15 protein-coding genes and 1 pseudogene are annotated in these 17636 nt (G+C 53.5%); 2 read left to right on the plus strand and 14 right to left on the minus strand.

The window, feature by feature from the left end:
- The first annotated feature begins 97 nt into the window (after nucleotides 1–97).
- Together ACI1P1_RS23400 and ACI1P1_RS23405 are read left to right on the plus strand one after the other, a co-directional pair.
- Complete coding sequence (locus ACI1P1_RS23400; protein WP_416218875.1) at nucleotides 98–1297, plus strand: AGE family epimerase/isomerase; 1200 nt, start codon at nucleotides 98–100, stop codon at nucleotides 1295–1297.
- Between the two features lie 447 nt (nucleotides 1298–1744).
- The gene (locus ACI1P1_RS23405) at nucleotides 1745–2941 is read left to right on the plus strand and encodes a glycoside hydrolase family 130 protein (protein ID WP_416218876.1); all 1197 of its coding nucleotides are present in this window, start codon (nucleotides 1745–1747) and stop codon (nucleotides 2939–2941) included.
- 61 nt (nucleotides 2942–3002) lie between these two features.
- Here the strand turns inward: ACI1P1_RS23405 and ACI1P1_RS23410 are convergent, their stop codons facing one another.
- The 14 genes and pseudogenes from ACI1P1_RS23410 to ACI1P1_RS23475 form a co-directional block, all read right to left on the minus strand.
- Complete coding sequence (locus tag ACI1P1_RS23410; protein ID WP_416218877.1) at nucleotides 3003–4796, minus strand: cache domain-containing sensor histidine kinase; 1794 nt, start codon at nucleotides 4794–4796, stop codon at nucleotides 3003–3005.
- Between the two features lie 18 nt (nucleotides 4797–4814).
- Nucleotides 4815–6098, minus strand: coding sequence for an ABC transporter substrate-binding protein (locus ACI1P1_RS23415; RefSeq protein ID WP_416218878.1), 1284 nt, complete (start codon nucleotides 6096–6098; stop codon nucleotides 4815–4817).
- Between the two features lie 58 nt (nucleotides 6099–6156).
- Nucleotides 6157–6897, minus strand: a complete 741-nt coding sequence (locus ACI1P1_RS23420) for a response regulator transcription factor (RefSeq protein WP_416218931.1) — start codon at nucleotides 6895–6897, stop codon at nucleotides 6157–6159.
- A gap of 110 nt (nucleotides 6898–7007) precedes the next feature.
- A complete protein-coding gene (locus tag ACI1P1_RS23425) occupies nucleotides 7008–7838 on the minus strand; it encodes a carbohydrate ABC transporter permease (protein ID WP_416218879.1) in 831 nt (276 codons plus the stop codon).
- 3 nt (nucleotides 7839–7841) lie between these two features.
- On the minus strand, nucleotides 7842–8729 hold the full coding sequence (locus tag ACI1P1_RS23430) for a carbohydrate ABC transporter permease (protein ID WP_416218880.1): 888 nt from the start codon (nucleotides 8727–8729) through the stop codon (nucleotides 7842–7844).
- Nucleotides 8730–8821: 92 nt separating this feature from the next.
- The gene (locus ACI1P1_RS23435) at nucleotides 8822–10123 is read right to left on the minus strand and encodes an ABC transporter substrate-binding protein (protein WP_416218881.1); all 1302 of its coding nucleotides are present in this window, start codon (nucleotides 10121–10123) and stop codon (nucleotides 8822–8824) included.
- 117 nt (nucleotides 10124–10240) lie between these two features.
- Nucleotides 10241–11267 (minus strand): annotated as a pseudogene (locus ACI1P1_RS23440) (glycoside hydrolase family 130 protein).
- A gap of 198 nt (nucleotides 11268–11465) precedes the next feature.
- Nucleotides 11466–12473, minus strand: a complete 1008-nt coding sequence (locus tag ACI1P1_RS23445) for a LacI family DNA-binding transcriptional regulator (RefSeq protein ID WP_416218882.1) — start codon at nucleotides 12471–12473, stop codon at nucleotides 11466–11468.
- A gap of 34 nt (nucleotides 12474–12507) precedes the next feature.
- Nucleotides 12508–12987 (minus strand): DinB family protein, encoded by a 480-nt coding sequence (locus ACI1P1_RS23450; RefSeq protein ID WP_416218883.1) that lies wholly within the window; start codon nucleotides 12985–12987, stop codon nucleotides 12508–12510.
- 15 nt (nucleotides 12988–13002) lie between these two features.
- The gene (locus tag ACI1P1_RS23455) at nucleotides 13003–13788 is read right to left on the minus strand and encodes a sugar phosphate isomerase/epimerase family protein (protein ID WP_416218884.1); all 786 of its coding nucleotides are present in this window, start codon (nucleotides 13786–13788) and stop codon (nucleotides 13003–13005) included.
- Between the two features lie 20 nt (nucleotides 13789–13808).
- Complete coding sequence (locus ACI1P1_RS23460) at nucleotides 13809–14309, minus strand: GNAT family N-acetyltransferase (RefSeq protein ID WP_416218885.1); 501 nt, start codon at nucleotides 14307–14309, stop codon at nucleotides 13809–13811.
- 18 nt (nucleotides 14310–14327) lie between these two features.
- On the minus strand, nucleotides 14328–14783 hold the full coding sequence (locus tag ACI1P1_RS23465; RefSeq protein ID WP_416218886.1) for a GNAT family N-acetyltransferase: 456 nt from the start codon (nucleotides 14781–14783) through the stop codon (nucleotides 14328–14330).
- A gap of 145 nt (nucleotides 14784–14928) precedes the next feature.
- Nucleotides 14929–16524, minus strand: a complete 1596-nt coding sequence (locus ACI1P1_RS23470) for a glycoside hydrolase family 43 protein (protein ID WP_416218887.1) — start codon at nucleotides 16522–16524, stop codon at nucleotides 14929–14931.
- A gap of 18 nt (nucleotides 16525–16542) precedes the next feature.
- Complete coding sequence (locus tag ACI1P1_RS23475; protein ID WP_416218888.1) at nucleotides 16543–17628, minus strand: alpha/beta hydrolase family protein; 1086 nt, start codon at nucleotides 17626–17628, stop codon at nucleotides 16543–16545.
- Between the last annotated feature and the right edge of the window lie 8 nt (nucleotides 17629–17636).

Consider the following 17636-nt stretch of genomic DNA (forward strand, 5'->3'; position numbering starts at 1 on the left):
TCAAGGGAAAGTAACGCAGCAAGGGACGAAAAGGCGATGAAAGATGCCCTCAACGAGTTTTCAGACACGCCCTAGCTAACACAGGAGGTATACCATTATGCAGCCCCAGCAGCTTTTGCAGGAGATGTCTGTGGAATTGGATGATATTCTGCAGTTCTGGCTTACGCATACGCAAGATCATATGAACGGCGGTTTTATCGGCCGCATCGACTCCGACATGACCGTTCATCCGCAAGCGCCTAAAGGCCTTGTGCTGCATGCCCGGATTCTCTGGAGCTTCGCCCGTGCATACCGGCATGAGCCCCGCCCGGAATACCGGATGATAGCCGACAGGGCTCTCCACTACCTGGAAACCCGCTTCCGGGACCCTTTACATCCGGGCTTCTTCTGGACAGTGGACCATCTGGGCCAGCCGCTTGACACGAAGAAACAGATATACGGCCAGGCCTTTTACCTCTACGGTATTACGGAATATATTCTGGCCACAGGCAGGACGGAGCTGTTGGATTTAGCGGAAGAGCTGTTTGAGGTCATCGAAAAAAGCTTTGACCCGGTGCACAGCGGCTACGTGGACGTGTTTGCCCGGAATTGGTCCCGGGACGATAGTCTGCGCCTGGGCGAGCAGGACCAGAATGCGGTCAAAACCATGAATACCCACCTGCACATTCTGGAAGCGTACACGAATTACTTCCGGGTGTGCAGGAGCAGCAGGCTGGAGGCTCAGCTCCGGCGTCTGCTTGAGGATACGCTGCAGCATATTGTCAACCGGGAGAACGGACATTTTCTGATGTTCTTTGAAGAAGATTGGACCAGCATGTCAGACATAATCTCCTACGGTCATGATATTGAAGGCAGCTGGCTGCTGCTGGAGGCCGCCGAGGTTCTCGGCGATGAGGCGCTTCTGGCCCGTACCCGGGAGATAACGCTGCAGATGGCAGATGTTGTCCTTCGCGAGGGTGTGGATACGGACGGCGGTGTAATGTGGGAAGGCGATGCAGCAGGTGTAGTTGACGGAGACAAACATTGGTGGGGACAAGCGGAAGCCGTTGTCGGCTTCGTCAACGCCTGGCAGCTCTCCGGCGAAGAGCGGTACTGGCAAGCGGCAGCCAACTGCTGGAGCTTCACACGGGACCATATCGTGGACAGGACCAACGGAGAATGGTTCTGGAAAACAGACCGGGCCGGGACCCCGGCTCAGGAAGACCCGAAGGTAAGCGAATGGAAATGCCCCTACCATAACAGCAGGGCCTGCTTCGAGATTATAACCCGGCTGGGCGAAGGCGTTCAGCCGCAATAAAGCAGCGCCGGTGCGCCCAGCATTTTGCTGACACAACCCGCTTCTCTTGTACACAACAACTTTGCCGCCCACATGTACCCCAGTCCAACCGCGTTCCCTGTACTATCGGACTTCACAAGTGCTAGCTTCTCTCGTACTCTAACGGACTTCACAAGTGCTAGCTTCTCTCGTACTCTAACGGACTTCACAAGTGCTAGCTTCTCTCATACTCTAACGGACTCCACGGACGCTATGTTGCTGATTATGGCACTTTTGAAATTCTAACGGACTCCAGCGCCGCTATTGCCTGCTTCTCCCCTAATTTTAACCCACGAGAGGCAACATAAGGTCCATGGAGTCCGTTAGCCACCCAAAAGCGGCGTTTCAGCCCATATAACGCTCCTCTTGTCCGTTAGCTCCTGCTGGGTTTAATCCCGCGCACCCAAATCATACGAAGGTTGTGATTCCATGAGCACCTTATTCGAACAACGCAAGCAAATGATCCAACACCGCTACGAGGCGCTGATCTCGCTTAAAAACCAGCCCCTTTTCTCCGAAAACGGCATCTTCGAACGTTACGCCAACCCCGCGCTGACCGGCGCCCATGCGCCCTTGGTCTGGCGGTACGACTTCAACCCGGAGACCAACCCTTATTTCATGGAGCGGATCGGCGTCAACGCCGCCTTCAATCCGGGTGCCATCGAGCTGGACGGCAAGTTTTATCTCGTCGCTCGTATGGAGGGAGTGGACCGCAAATCCTTCTTCGCTGTGGCGGAGAGCGACTCCCCTGTTGACGGCTTCCGGCTGTGGGACCATCCGGTGGTGATGCCGGAGACGGAGGAGCCGGATATCAATGTCTATGACATGCGTCTGGTCCACCATGCGGACGGGTGGATATACGGAATCTTCTGCACCGAACGCAAGGACCCCGACGCTGCACCGGGGGATCTCTCCAGCGCAGTGGCCCAAGCGGGTATTGCCCGGACCAGAGATCTGAAGACCTGGGAGCGGCTGCCCGACCTGAAGACCGGCTCCGCCCAACAGCGGAATGTGGTGCTGCATCCCGAATTCGTCGACGGCTGTTACGCCTTCTACACCCGGCCCCAGGACGGCTTCATCGAAGCAGGCTCCGGAGGCGGTATCGGCTGGGGGTTGTCCAACAGCATGAATCCCGCCATCATCACATCTGAGTCCATAATCGACCGCCGCTATTACCACACCATTAAGGAAGTCAAAAACGGCCAAGGCCCCGCCCCTATCAAAACCCCTAAGGGTTGGCTGCATGTCGCCCATGGAGTGCGCAACACCGCGGCAGGACTGCGTTACGTGGTCTACGCCTTCCTGACAGATCTGACGGATCCATCCAAACTGCTGCATGCTCCAGCAGGCCATCTGATTGCTCCTGAAGGTGAGGAACGGATCGGCGATGTGTCCAACGTTGTCTTCATCAACGGTCTGATTGCCCGGGATAACGGAGACGTATACCTCTATTACGCCTCCTCCGACACCCGCTGCCATGTGGCTTCCACCACGGTAGACAGACTGCTGGATTATGTGCTCCATACGCCCGAAGACCCGCTCCGCTCTTACGCATGTGTGCAGCAACGGATCGCCCTGGTGGACCGGAATCTGCAATACCTCACGACGGCACAGCTGCAATCCTAACGTCGTTATACCGGCCCTGCATCCATCCATGCAAGGCCGGTTTTTTAGCTTCTCCTACCTCTCATTCCGCTACCATATTCCTTAGCTTCATAATGACGGCAGTCCCCTGTCCGAGCCGGCTCTCCACCTGCAGCCCGTACGCCGGACCATAATGGAGCTTGATCCGCTCATTCACATTTTGCAGGCCGATGCCTCCTCTGGAATTCGTATCGTACACCAGCGTTTCGTAATGACCGTTCAACCTCTCCACCGTCTCACGGCTCATCCCGATTCCATTGTCCGTAAGAATGAAATAGGTATCGTCTCCCAGATCATAGGCGGAAATCGTAATTTCCCCGGGGCCCTCCCGTTTCTCCAAGCCATGATAGATAGAGTTCTCCACAACCGGCTGCAGCACCAGCTTCAGCATCGGCCGGCCAAGCAGCGGCTCAGGCACCTTCAAGGTCAGGGCAAATTTATCGTTGAACCGCATATTCTGCAAATACAGGTAATGCTCCAGATGCTCCAGCTCCGAGGCAACGGTGCCGCTCTCCACTCCTTTGGTCAGGCTGTACCGGAGCATTTGGCCCAAGTTATAAGTCATCGCGGATACCCGGTCGTCATCATTCAGCTCCGCCATCATCCGGATGGTCTCCAGGGTGTTGTAGATAAAATGAGGATTGATCTGGCTTTGCAGCATCCGCATCTCCGCCTCCTTCTTGCGCAGACGGCTGTCCGCCACCTCTCCGATGAGCTCGTTAATCCGCTCCAGCATCTGGTTGAAGTGTTTGCCCAAAAGCCCTACCTCATCGGCATACTTCACCTTAAGCCGCACATCCATGTTGCCGCCCTGCACTTGCTTCATCAGTCTGGACATCTTGCTGAGCGGCCCCGTCAAAAAGTGGGAGATGACAATGGAAACGGCAAGGGCAAAGCCGGATATGGCCAAGGTCACCAGAATGGTTACATTCCGTGTCAGAGTAGCCTTGGCGGTCACCTCCTTGACCGGAATGAGAGCAACCATCTTCCAGCCTGTTTTGGCGGAGGTGGTGTATGTGCAGATATATTCCGCATTGTCCAGCTCCAACGGAAAGCTTCCCTGATCCCCCTCTATCCTGGAAAAGTAAGGAAGGTCCTCTGCGCGGCCCATCATGAACGCCCTCTCGCTGTCGAAGACGATCTGGTTCTGCTGGTCCCAGATCATCGAATGCCCCTTGGTAATGGCATCCATCTCCTCTACCGTCTTAGCGATAACGCTTACAGATGTGTCAAACACAATCATGCCGATGGGGACAATGGACACAGCATCCCGGATTTCACGGACCACGGTAAACACATAATCCTTATTTCCGGAGGAGTATTCCACCGCCTGGACAGGCAAAAGCACCGGCAGCCCCTCCGCCTCCTTGGCCAGACTCCGCCAATAAGGGATTTTCTGCCGGATATCCTGGCGGAGCCCGTCTGTCTTCAGATTGTAATACAGCTCATCATAGTTATCGATAATGTAGACCGAGGTGCTGTCCTTCTTAATGTTGTTGAGACTCAGCACCACGGGCTCCAGACTCCGCATCTTCTCGATGCTCAAGGGCTGGGCCAGCTTCTGCTGCATATCCGTCATAAATAAGGGCAGAGCAGATATCCGCTTCACATCGGAGATGTAATTTTCCAGCTTGTCCATCAGCTCCGAGGCGGTCCGCGAAACATATGCCTGGGCGTTGGACTGCAGGGATTTGGAGTAATATTGGAATGAAATATAGCTGGTGAGCGTTAAGGGCAAGGTGATCAGAAACACAAACACAATAATCAGTTTCTTCTTCATGCTGCTGTTGGCAATGGAGTGCCAAACTCGGGTTCTTTTGCGCAACCGTTTCCCCACAAGCTTTCCTCCCGCCCTTTAATGGCTCTCCAGCACGGTACTCCGGGCCTTCGCCCATTGCTGATTATATCTTTCCAGCACCTCTGCGGGAGCTCCCAGCAGGTAATCCTGCACCAGCAGAGGCATGTCCAGCTGGGCTTTATTCAATATTTGGCTCAGTTCATCAGTATCCTTGACAATCTCCACATACTGGGGCCGGTACGACTCCAGCTCCAGGAGCTGCTGCAGTTCCGAGGGTTTGGACTTCATCACCGGAATGTACCCTGCGTAATTCTCGTAGCCGGATTGTGTCAGCATCCATGTAATAAAGGTTTTGGCCGCCCCTTGGTGCTTGCTGCTCTTGCTGACTGCGTAATAGCGGTCCGGAGACAAGGTGACCCGCTGGATTCCTGAAGGATTGGCCGGAAAAGGAATAAAGCCGATCTCCTCCGGCTTGGCTCCATTCTCGATAATTTGCGGAATTGCCCAATTGCCGGTGAGCATCATGCCGATTTTCCCTTCCGCCAACTCCCGTTTAGACCGTTCCCAGTTGGTGTCATTGAGATTGGGCTCCAAGTAGCCCCGGTCATACAATGTCCGGATCATCTCCAGCGCAGCTACATAGGGACTTTCCCGATGAAACGGAATGTCAGTGGAGGCCAGACCGGTTTTTACAGCCCCATCCCCTGAGATTAGCAGCGGTACATCGTACATCCACACCTGCAGCGGCCAGCGGTCCTTAAAATTGGAGGCCAAAGGAATCACACCATGCAGCTTCAGCCGTTCACAAACCGTGAAAAAAGCATCCGGCGTTTGCGGCAGCTCCGTAATGCCGGCTTGTTCGAACACCTTCTTGTGATAAATCAGGCCGGTTACGGCCACTCCGGAGGGAATACCGTAGGTAACGCCCTCATACGCGCGGAAATCCTTGAAGTACATGTCGCCATCCAGTTCTAAATCATCCAAGGGGGCAAAAAATTTGGGCAAATCGGAGGCCGGAACCGAAGGCATCAGCATCACATCCGGCGCTTCGCCCGAGGCAAGCCGGATTTTGACGCTTTTGTCATAATCCCGGAAGGCTTCGAATTGGACTGTAATCTCCGGATGCAGCTCGTGAAATCGCTGGGCATACTCCTTATATGTGCCGTCAATCATATCGGTCCGGTTGGTCACTACGTTGATGATGCCGCTTTGCCCGGAATCGCCGGAAGGCTCCGCTTCCTTCTGTGCAGGAGGACCGCTTGGACCAATCCAGCTGCAGCCGCCGCACATCCATAGCACCGTGAGAAGAAGCAATAGAGGCTTATTTATACGCAAGTTCATTCTTCCGTCCTCCAGTCTGCCGGCGGGTAACAGAAAACCGGGCATTGGCATGCCCGGATTACGGCGAGATATACTTTTCCTTGTATTCCTTTGGCGTCAAACCCACTGTCTTCTTAAACAGCTTGTTAAAGTAAACCGGGTCGGAATAACCCAGCATGGAGGAAACCTCATAATTTTTCAGCTGCGGATAATCCGTCAAAAATTGCTTGGCCTTCTCCATCCGTACGGCAATCAGGTAATCGGTCATGGTCAAACCGGTTTGCTGCCGGAACAATTTGCTAACATAGCTGGGGCTAAGCTCCACCCGCTCCGCCAATTGCTCCAGATTAAAGGTCTTGTCAAATTCCTTATCCAGGATCTGCTTGATCCGCTCCGCCACACGGTGCTCCTGCTCCCCTGCGTCCCGTTCCCGGCAATCCGGTTCCGTCTCGTCGAGACTGCGGCTGATTTTAGTTAGGGACTGGAAAAGATCGTATTTATCCAAGGGCTTCAGCAAATAATCGAAAACGCCGAAGCGGAGGGCCTGTCTGGCATATTCAAACTCGTTGAAGCCGCTGATCACAATCACATGAAGAGCCGGAAACCGCTCCTTCGCCTTTTCGATCAGCCGCAGACCGTCTATAACGGGCATCTTGATATCAGTGATCAACACATGCAGCTCCCCGGGCTGAAGCTTGCTCATGGCTGCACTTGCCTCCAAGCCATTGGCATATAGACCGGCAATTTGGACGGAAAGCTCGGACTTGCCCAGTATTTTGGCGATTCCCAACCGGATCAGCTCTTCATCATCCACGATCATGACATTCAAGCAGGCTCACTCCCAGCCAACGCATTTTGCCACATTCATTTTACCATAAACATGCAGAAAACGGTTGCAGTATTTCGGGCGTATGCCTCTCCTCCAGACGTTCAGGCCTTGACGGCCCCGCTGGTCACCCCTGAAAAAATAAATTTCTGCAGGACTAAATAGAGAATGACGGTAGGCAGCATGATGATCAGAATGGCCGCACAGATGTAGTTCCACTCCGCCTGGTTGATTCCGGCAAACCGCATGATGGAGGTGGAAACCACCCCCAGCTTCGCTTTGGGCATGTACAGGTAAGGAATGTACAGATCATTGTAGATATTGATGGTTTTCAGGATGACCAGCGTGGCTGTTGCAGGCGTAAGCAGCGGAAAAATAATTTTCCGGTAAATCCGGAACAGCGAGGCTCCATCAATCATGGCGCTTTCGTCCAGCTCATACGGGATGCTTTTGATGAACTGCAGGTAAATGTAAATCTGCACCACATCCGCTCCGATGTACAGCAGAATAGGCGCATACAGTGTGTTGAACAGGTGCAGGGATTGGATGATGGAGAATACAGCCACCTGCGTGGTGATGGTCGGAATGATGGTGGCAGCCAGAAATGCTCCCATAACCAGCCCTTTTCCGCGAAAATCAAACCGGCCAATGGCATACGCCACCATGGTGCCCAGAATAACATTGCCCACCAGGGAAACCGCAATAATGACGAAGGTATTGCCGAAGGCCTGGGCCAGATGCGCCCGTTCAAAAACAACCCGGAAATTTTCCAGGTTGGCGAAGCTTTTGGGCAGCGTAAACGGCCCCGCCGAGCCAAACTCGCTTTTATCCTTGAAGGCATTGACAAAAACCACGTAAGGCGGAAATACTACTACAAAGACGGCCGCCATCAACAGAAAATATTGGAGGCTCTTCAGTACAGGCTGCTGTTTCATGACCTATTCCCCCTTCCTGTTGATGACTTTGCTTTGTATGCCCAGAATCACAATGGTTATGAATAGCAGCACAATGCTCATGGCCGATGCCAGCCCGTAATTATTATATTGGAACGCCGTTTCAACGGTTTTAAATACGAAGGTAGTGGAAGCCCCTGCCGGTCCGCCTGCAGTAAGCACAAAAGGCAAATCAAACACGGATAACGCGCCGCTGATGGTTAAGAACATATTCAATTCGATGATCTTGGCCAGATTGGGCAGGGTCAGATTCCAGAATTGCTGGAAGCCGTTGGCCCCGTCTATGGTCGCCGCCTCATAGATGTCTCCGGGAATCGCCTGTAGCGCACCGATATAGATGACCATGTTGTAGCCCATAAACCGCCAAAAGCCTACGGAGGCTAACGAAAAATTCACAATCTTCGCATTGCCCAGCCAGCTTGTTTGCAGACTGTCCAAACCGATCAGACCCAACAAGGCGTTCAGGGAGCCGTTGGTGGTGTCGAATACAAACTGGAACATAAACGCAACCGCAATGCCATTCATAATAAAGGGCAAAAACAGAATCATCCGGAAAAAATGGCGTCCCTTCAGCTTTCCGTTCAAGATGACAGCAAACAGCAGCGCTGCGATATTTTGAACGATGCCTACCAGAAAATACGGAATCTGATGCAGAAATACCCCGAATATCTTCGGGTTCCGGAATACCTCGGCATAGTTGTCCCAGCCGATCAGCTTTTTGTCGGGGCTAAGCCCATCCCAGTTGGTAAAGCTCAAGTAAACCAGCTTGATAGCCGGATAAAATGTAAAGGTGCAAAGTAAGGCCATCGGAACCAGCAAAAATCCGGTAACAATCAGCCATTTTTGAGTTTTGTACGGCAATGTGCTGAACATGTCGGTTTCCTTCCTTCCTTCGAAAAGCTGCTTGCGGAAGCAAAATGGATTACCCGGAGTCCCTGGATAATCCATTCTGCCGCCAGCCCCAATTAATAACCAAGTGCCTTTTTGGCATCCGCCCATTGTTTATTGAACTTGTCAAACACCTCTTGGCTTTTGCCCAGCACAAATTCCTGTACAATGGCCGGAGGATCAATTTGGGCTTTATTCTGGGTGGCGATGGCTTGGTCGTTATCCGGAACCCCTTCGATAAATGACGGGTTGGAGGCCTTGAATTCCGTTAATTGAGCCAGTTCAGGCTGCTTATCCTTCAGAACCGGGATAAAGCCGGCAAAGCTGTCAAAGCCCGATTCTTCAATCATCCATTTGACAAATGCCTTGGCGGTTTCTTGATTCTTGGAGTTTTTGTTCACCGCATAGAACCAGTCCGGATTCAACGGAGCATTGGTTTTGCCGGAATTGTCATAGGGCATCGGGAAAAATCCGATATCCTCCGATTTGGCGCCGTTTTCGATAATCTGGTTAATGACCCAGTTGCCCAGGAAGTACATGGCGAACTTGCCGGTGGCTACATCCTTTTTGGACTGCTCCCAATTGGTGGAATTGATGTCCGGCTCCAGGAAGCCCTTCTCGTACATGGTTTTCAAGATCCCCATGGACTTGCCGTAACCATTATCTAATGTATACGGGGTATTGGTTTTGATCCGGTCATTACCCAGCTGGGCACTTCCGGCAATGACGGGGGGAAGATCATAAACCCAGGATTGAAGCGGCCACTTGTCCTTGAAGTTGGACGCCAGCGGCACAATGCCCTTGGCCTTCAGCTTTTCCGCTGCGGCATACAATTCGTCCAATGTTTTAGGTACCGCTGTTATGCCTGCATCCTTAAAAACCTTTTTGTTATAGACAATGCCCGATGTGGAAGCCCCGGAGGCAATTCCGTACATTTTTCCGCTGGTAGCCTTAAAGTCCTTGAAGTAAATTTTTTCGTTCAGGCCCATATCATCCAGCGGTGCAAAATACTTGGGCAAATCCGAATTGGGTATGGTGGGCACCAGCAGAATATCGGGATAATCGGCGGAAGCGATCCGGACCTTCACGTTCTTGTCATAGTCGCGGATTGCTTCAAATTCAATGTCGGCATTGGGGTATTTTTCCTTGAAACGTTTGGCGTAATCCTTGTATTCCTTGTCTACCATGTCGGTGCGGTTTGTCAAAAAGGTAACCTTGCCCTTAATATTGCTGCCGGGCTTTTCACTTGCTTTTGCGGTATCCGTAACAGCAGGTTTGGCGGATTCCGCCGTTTTGCCGTTGTCACTGCTTCCGCTGCATCCGGCTGCCAAAGACAGGGTTAAAACGGCCACCAGGGCCCCAGGGATTGCTTTTCTCATCTTTCCTTACCCCTCTCATTCGTTTATAACAGACATGGATTCGCTTACATGTTGTATTATAGGCCGGCGCATCTTCTCTTTATAGGAGGCTGAATTGTGATTTATAGTCCTCAATTGTCACTTGAAGCTCACTTCATCTCCAGGGGCAAGCTCGGAATTGGCCTTCATATAAGCAATCAGCTCGTCCAAGCGGGTATAAGCCACGGCCACATAGGTGTCGGCTGCCCCGTAATAAACGGCGATGCGTCCGGTTTCGGCATCCTGGAGCGTTGCACAGGGAAAGACCACATTGGGCACAAAGCCTGTGGTTTCATAAGGCTTCTCCGGTGTCAGCAGGTAATCGCGGGTTCTGTACAGCACCTTGGACGGATCCTCCAAATCCAGCAGCGCGGCACCAATACTGTACACAAAACCGTTGCAGGTGCCGGATACCCCATGATAGAACAGCAGCCAGCCCTCAGTTGTTTCAATGGGGGCAGGACCCGCGCCAATCTTGACGCTTTGCCACCAGCCCGAAGAGCTTCGGGACATAACTCGGCGGTGTTTGCCCCAATGCACCAAATCCGGGCTTTCGCTTAAGAAAATATCCCCGAAGGGTGTGTGGCCGCTGTCGCTGGGACGGCTAAGAAGAAGATATTTGCCGTTGATCCGCCGCAAAAACAGCACTCCGTTGCGGTTGAAGGGAATAAACGGGTTCTCCAGCCGTACAAAGGTTTTAAAATCCTTGGTCATCCCCAGGCCCAAGCGCCGCACCGCCAAAATCAGTGCAGAAAATAATGTAGTAGGTCCCCTCAATCTCCACCAGCCGGGGATCATACGCATACAGGGGCTGGCAGAGTGCACCCGCTTCGTCGGTCCATTGAATTTCCTCCGCTTCGATGTCCCAATGCAATGCGTCCTTGCTCCGCCCCACATGAATTTGCGGCTTTCCATTCTTGTGGTCTGCGCGGAATACCCCAATGAATGCTTCTCCATACGGTAAAACAGCGCTGTTAAAAATCCGTGCCGCCTTAGCGATGGGATTCCAATGAATCACCGGATTTCCGTCATGCCTCCACATGACCCCCTCTTCTCCCTCCGGCTTGTTCTGCCATGGCATATGAGGCAATGCCTGCCCTAAAATCCGCACATGCTGAGATTCCATAGTGCGTTTCCTCCTGTCATAATTAATGATTTAGCTTATCGATTAGCTAAATCAAAGCTATTTTAGGCTTTTGCTTCAGGCTCGGTCAATGGCCTCCGTTGTCATTTTCTTCCGAAATGACAAGGGAAGACTATAAAGGGGTGGCAGTTGAGAAAAAAGCTCTTTGCCCGAAGGCAAAGAGCTTTTTTTAAAAGCAAACTATATATTCTGCGGCTTAACGGAATTTCGGTATACCGGCTTGGCCTTCACCAAAACACGCCCCGCCGTTTCATCGTTGTGCTTGATCTTGCGGATCATCATCGTCACCGCCGTCTCCGCCATCTCCCGCATATTGACCTCCATGGTGGTCAGCTTCGGCTCACACAGCGTGGAGTACAAGTCATTGTCAAACCCTGTCACCGAGCATTGCTCCGGAACCTGTATCCCCTTCTTCTGCAGGTGCACCACCAGATTGTAGGCAACCTGGTCACAATTGCAGACGAGAGCGGTAGGCAGTGGAACCGGCAGGGTGATTTCCGTAAACCGTCCCAGCTCGTCCCTGTCACTTAGGACATACTCGGGGCGAAGGGGGAGCTTATGCTCCAGCAATGATTTGCAATAGCCAAGATAGCGGTCCTGAATGCTGCTGGTGGAATAAATATTCCCCACAAATGCAATGTCCCTGTGGCCTTCAGCGATCAGATAATTGGTCATTTCATAGGATCCGAAGAAATTATCCCCGACCACACTGTCCACAGGCTGGTCCGTGTAAAAGTCAAGCAGCGTCACGGGTATCCCCGTGCCCAGGAATGCATGCACATAGGCCTTGTCCAGCTGGCCCAAGAGAATGAACCCGTCCGCTTTCCTCTCGTTATAGATCCGCGGCAGTACAAGACTGGCTTCATCGTCCGCATGCAGCACATGCAGAAGACCGGAATACTGATATTCCTCCAAAGCCTGCACAAGCTGCTGGTAAAACTGCATATAGAACGAGTGGCCTGCCCCTGTGTAGCGCTCTGCAATAACCACTCCGATATTGTAGGAGCAGCCTTCCTTCATGGACTTGGCGATGGTGTTTAACCGGTACCCCAGCTGTGCCGCTGTTTCCTTTACCTTAACCCGCAGCTCCTCACCGACGCCATCCTTGCCGTTCAAAGCCTTGGATACAGTCACTGTGCTGATTCCCAGCTTTTCAGCGATATCTCTCATGGTTATATTGGCGTTCATGCACCCATCCTCCAGCCTAATCGATAAGACGCTGTCACTTCGCTCTCAAAAAAGCCACATAATCCGTAACGGCTCCCTTGTAGCCCTGAGACCGCAGGAGGGTGGTAATATTCCCGCGGTGGTAGGTGCCATGGTTGACCACCTGCTGGATAATCTCAACCACAGTATTGTGGAAGGGTTCCCCCTTTATGCTCTTATAGGATACAATCCGGTGGAAGTCTTCCTGTTCCTTCAGATAATCCAAATTCTCCTGCAGAAGCTGCCGGAAGCTCTGGGCCGCCTGTCTGACTGAGGTAAAGGACGTCGTGGCAAGACCCACGGGGCTTTCCCCCTTCAACCGGGCAAACCAAATCTCATCAACAGCCAGAATATGGGCCATCGCCTCCGCTACCGAGCTGAAGCCCAACTGCACCTCCTTCAAAAATACCTCAGCAGGCAAAGACTCCACATGCCGGAAAACCTGTTCATTGGCCCACATGTGGTAGCTGTATTGCTGGAGCATGTACGCTTTCATGGATTCACTTCCCCTCTAATGGAAATTAGTCCGTACACTGCGGATCGAATCCTCCAGAGCCTGGCTGGTTTTGACCTCTACCACAACCCCGATGCCCTTCTGCTCCGCCAGTCTTAGTCTGTTCTCCACCGGAACCTGTCCGGTATAGAGCCGGGCATGATCCTGCTTCCCGTCAAAGTCATGCAGATGCATGTGCTTCAACCGGTCCGGATAACCCGCAATCACAGGCCCCTCCGCAAACCCGGTTTTGGCGTCATGGCCCACATCCCAGGTCAATGCAAATTCCGGGAAAGCCGCCAGCCTGTCCAGCGCCTCCCGGATAAACGGCAGGTGGAAGTTGCAGGCATTTTCGATACAGATTAAAACGCCCTTTTCCCTGGCATATGGGTAAAGCTCCGCGTACGAAGCCGCCAGATTGGCGAGGAAGGTCTCTTGGTGAGCTTCATAAATCCAGATTTTCCGGTCAGGCAGGGTAAAATAAACCCCCGAATTCAGATGCAGGTTCAAAATTCCGATCTCTGCCCCACTGGCCCAATCTATGGCCTCCTTGCACCGCTGTACATGTCCCTGGCGCATGGCACCATGGATGGAGCCCAAGTCCAGCTCCTCCGGCAGATGAACCGTCAGCTCTACCCCGTATTCCTGTTTCAGCCGAAGCAGCTCCGCATATCCCGTCACCTCCGGATTGCAGACCGGCAGATTCATGTTAATCTCCACAAACTCCAGGTCAAGCCTCCGGCACAGCTCCAGGTTTTCCTCAAGCCTGGCATATTCCACAAGAGTCGGCATTCCCAGCTTCATTCGAGCTTCCCCTCCGTCAGCTAACAATCGATCCAGATGTAATGCTTATCCGCCGTTGACCGGGTAATCGTCCCGTTATTCTTCAACGCCACGTTGATGGAGCTCTGGTTTCCCGGCCATATCGTCACCAGCACCTGACCAAGCTCCATACGCCGGGCTTCCTCCAGCACCTTGCTTAACATGACTGTGCCGTAGCCCTTATTCCGCTGGCCGGGCCTGATGGCATACCCGATGTTGCCGCCGTCCTCCCTCAGCCTGTCCGACAGATAGTGGCGCAGCTTGGCGAAGCCCACCGGGTACCCGTCAGCATAGAGCCAATAGGTGGTGCTCGGCACCATCCAGTCCGCCAGCCCCTCTCCACGGGATGCAGCATCCTGACGGACCAGCCATTGCCGGAACTCCACCTGGGAGCATCCGTGCCCGCCGTTAATAAACCCATTCTCCGCTTTAGGAATGTCCTGCAGCATATCATAGATATCCTGTCCGTCTGTTACGGACAGCTTCCGCAGCTCAACCTCCATTGCCTGCCCCTCCTGTTTCTACAAATCCTTCCCCATACAAACGCTGTCTTCCCTATCGGTATATGGTGCATACCGGTCTATTTCGGCGTAGCCGCTTTTGGTATATAACGCAATAGCTTCCGGCTGGCCACGCCCGGTCTCCAGAATGGCCCGTTTTTTGCCTGCTTCCTTCGCCCAGGTCTCCAGCTCACGAAGTACCTGCCCGGCAATGCCTCTGCCCCTGTTTTCATCCAAAACGTACATTCGTTTAATCTCCACGGTTTGGCCCTCTGCCGCCTCCCGGTAGCACCCGCAGCCAACCGGCTTCCCATCCTCATAGGCCACCACGGCCTTGGCATCCAGCTTGATCTTATTAAGAGGCTGAAAAAAATCCCTCGTACCCGGATACCTGCGCTCCAGATCCTGATCCAGCAGCCCGGTCAAGGTCTCAAAATCCGTATCCTCTGAGGATGTCCGTTTCAGTTCAATCATCATGGTTTCCCCTCTTCTCCCGTTGATATATAGAGAAGCAACCCTCCACGGAAAACTTCCTGCAGCGGGTTGCTTCTTTCTGATGTGATTCCTATAGTACCACGGCGGTATTATGCCAGCAAGAGGCTTTTTCCATTTCCTCCAGCGTTTAGCTCTCTTCCCGGTATTCAAAATAATCGAAGTCCGCGGGCCTCCGGAAGCCCGTCAGATCCTGGCAGCACAGCCCTACGAAGGCTCCCGTGAACCACCCCTCCCGGCAAGCTTCATCAGACAGGGTGCTGGCATCCAATACCGGCCCCACCGGGGTAAAGGCGTTCTCGCCCGTTACCGAATATGAAAACTGCAGCTTGTCGTGGTCCACTGCCGCACGCAGCCACACCCGCTCCGCCTCCTCGGGTAGGGGAATATATCCGGCAGGCTCCGCATACACGTTATTCACGGCAGACAGAATGCACAGGCAGCGCCCGTAATCGTCATGGTGGGTGAGATGGAGATAATAATAGTTCTCCGTATCGTACAGGCAGATCAGGCCCGCCAATTGTTTGTAAATAGTAGGCCTAAACTCCACACAGGTGCTTGCAGTGAATACAAAGCTTTCCCAGCGCCGGGCAATGAGGCTTTGCCGGTATTTCGAGCCTAGCCCTTCCCTGCCGTACAGGCGCAGAAATCCTTTGCGTTCCGTCAAGGAATAGAAGGTTTCATCCAGCGGAATACGCAAGGACTGGAACCGGATATCCAGCTGCTCTCCATCAAAATCATCCCTTGACGGTTTCACCGGGAAAGGGTGCAGCGGCAGACCGGGGCCTTCCACCTCCGCCTCCGGAAGCCGTGTGCCGTTTGCCAACCGGAGCCAGCCGTCCTCTGTCCACTCTACCTTCTGGAGGGCCGTTTCCCGTCCCAGAGTATATTTACGGTCGCCTTTGTCCGTGCGGTTCTCAAGTGCCCGCCCGCATAGATGCGCCATGTACCATTCGCCGTTTTGGGTTTCCACCAGATCGCCGTGACCGGACTTCTGCAGCAGCAGCTCCGGGTGGTCGCGGGCTGTCATAATGGAATTGCCTTCGTATGCCTCATACGGTCCGTACAGCTCCCGGGAGCGCAGGATAGATTGTCCATGCCCTTCTCCCGTGCCCGTATCGGCGGCGAACAGATAATAATACCCGTTGCGCTTATAAATATGCGGCCCTTCGAAGAAACCCTCGTGGCTGGCAAAAATCGTCCGCGCTTCCCCTAACATCCTCTGCTCCGACGGTGAGTATTCCTGAAGCACCAGATGCCCCCTGTACTGCTTGTTCACCCGATGGTCCGTTACCATGCTGACAATATACTTCCGGCCATCCTCATCATGGAACAGGGACGGATCGAAGCCGTAGCTGTTCAGATACACCGGCTCCGACCAGTCGCCAAGAATATCCGAGGCGGTCACCAGATAATTATGGGTGTCGTACATTTTGCAATAGAACGAATTCACCACGGTATACACCAGATAAAAGACGCCGTTGTCATAGGTCAGGCATGGAGCCCAAACGCCTTGGGAAGCGCCTACTCCCCGCAGGTCCAGCTGGGAAACCCGGTTCAATGGGTGTCCCGCCAGCTCCCAGTGGATCAAATCCCGGGAATGGTGGATCTGTACGCCGGGAAACCATTCGAAGGTGGAGGTAGCGATATAATAATCATCTCCTACCCGGATAATGGACGGGTCCGGATTAAACCCTCTCAGAATCGGATTCTTAATTGAAGTCATGTAATTGTTCTTCCTTTCTTATTCAGCTTCTAATCCTGGCACCTGCCCGACGCCAAGCTTCCGGAGGAGCCATTCCGCACTTTTTCTTCCGTTTATCTCATGGCCGCCGGGATGAATATCCCAGGCAAATTGTCCGGGGGCATCCCACGCGGAATAATGCGCCTCCAGCCATGCAATGGCCTGCCTGGTATGCTCCACGGGAAAAATCGGGTCCTGATCCCCGGACTCCACAAACAATGCCCGCGGTGCCATCAACCCGGCCAGCTCTGGCTGCTCCGTATCCAGAAGGAGGCCGGGCAGATAATTGTCGATGCAATGATGCATCGCCAGGGTACTGCCCCGGAAGGTATTGGCCCAGCCGCATAATACAGCCGCCTGGACCCGTTCGTCCAATCCCGCCGTAAAGGCGGCAATCAGCCCTCCCCCGGAAAAACCGAACACCCCCATCCGGCTGCTGTCCACATCCGGTCTCGACGCCATGTAGTCCAAGGCTCTCATCGCTTCAAACACTCTCATCCCCGCCAGTGTCCGGCCATACATCAGCAGCTGCGAGGCTAAAGTGCCGCAGGAGCTATAATGTGGGTTGGCCTTCAGCTCCTCCGCCATCCGGCGGACCCCGAAGCCCATGATTTCCGGAATCACCACCAGCATACCCTTGCGAACCAGCTGCACGGCGAAGCGGTTATGAATGCCAGGCTCCTCCAGCTCCCGCCCCAGCTCATCCAAGCCAGCCGCATCCCGCTGGCCGCTGCCATGACCGTGGCAGGCCAAGACTGCAGGCCATGGACCTTGACCCTTCTTGGGAATCTGCACCATCACCGGGACATGGACAGATTCCATGGTCGTGTACACAACACGCTCCAGAATAAAATCCTTGTATTCTGTCCGTTCCAGCTTCCGGGCTCGCAGGGGATGATCCCTTTCAGGGAAACCGCCCAATGCGGCCTTCAGCCTGCTCCGCAGCCATGCCTGTTGCTCCGGCTTTCCGGCATTCCGCCGGTTCTCCTGTCTTCGGGCAGCCGTCCTCTCGTACAGCGTCCCCAAGAAGGCATCCGTGGTCCAATCCGGAATCTTAATGCCCGCTTCGCCTGCTTCGTTCTCCAACCGGGTCC

This window comes from Paenibacillus mesotrionivorans (genome assembly GCF_046098205.1).
Lineage (GTDB): Bacteria > Bacillota > Bacilli > Paenibacillales > NBRC-103111 > Paenibacillus_AR > Paenibacillus_AR mesotrionivorans.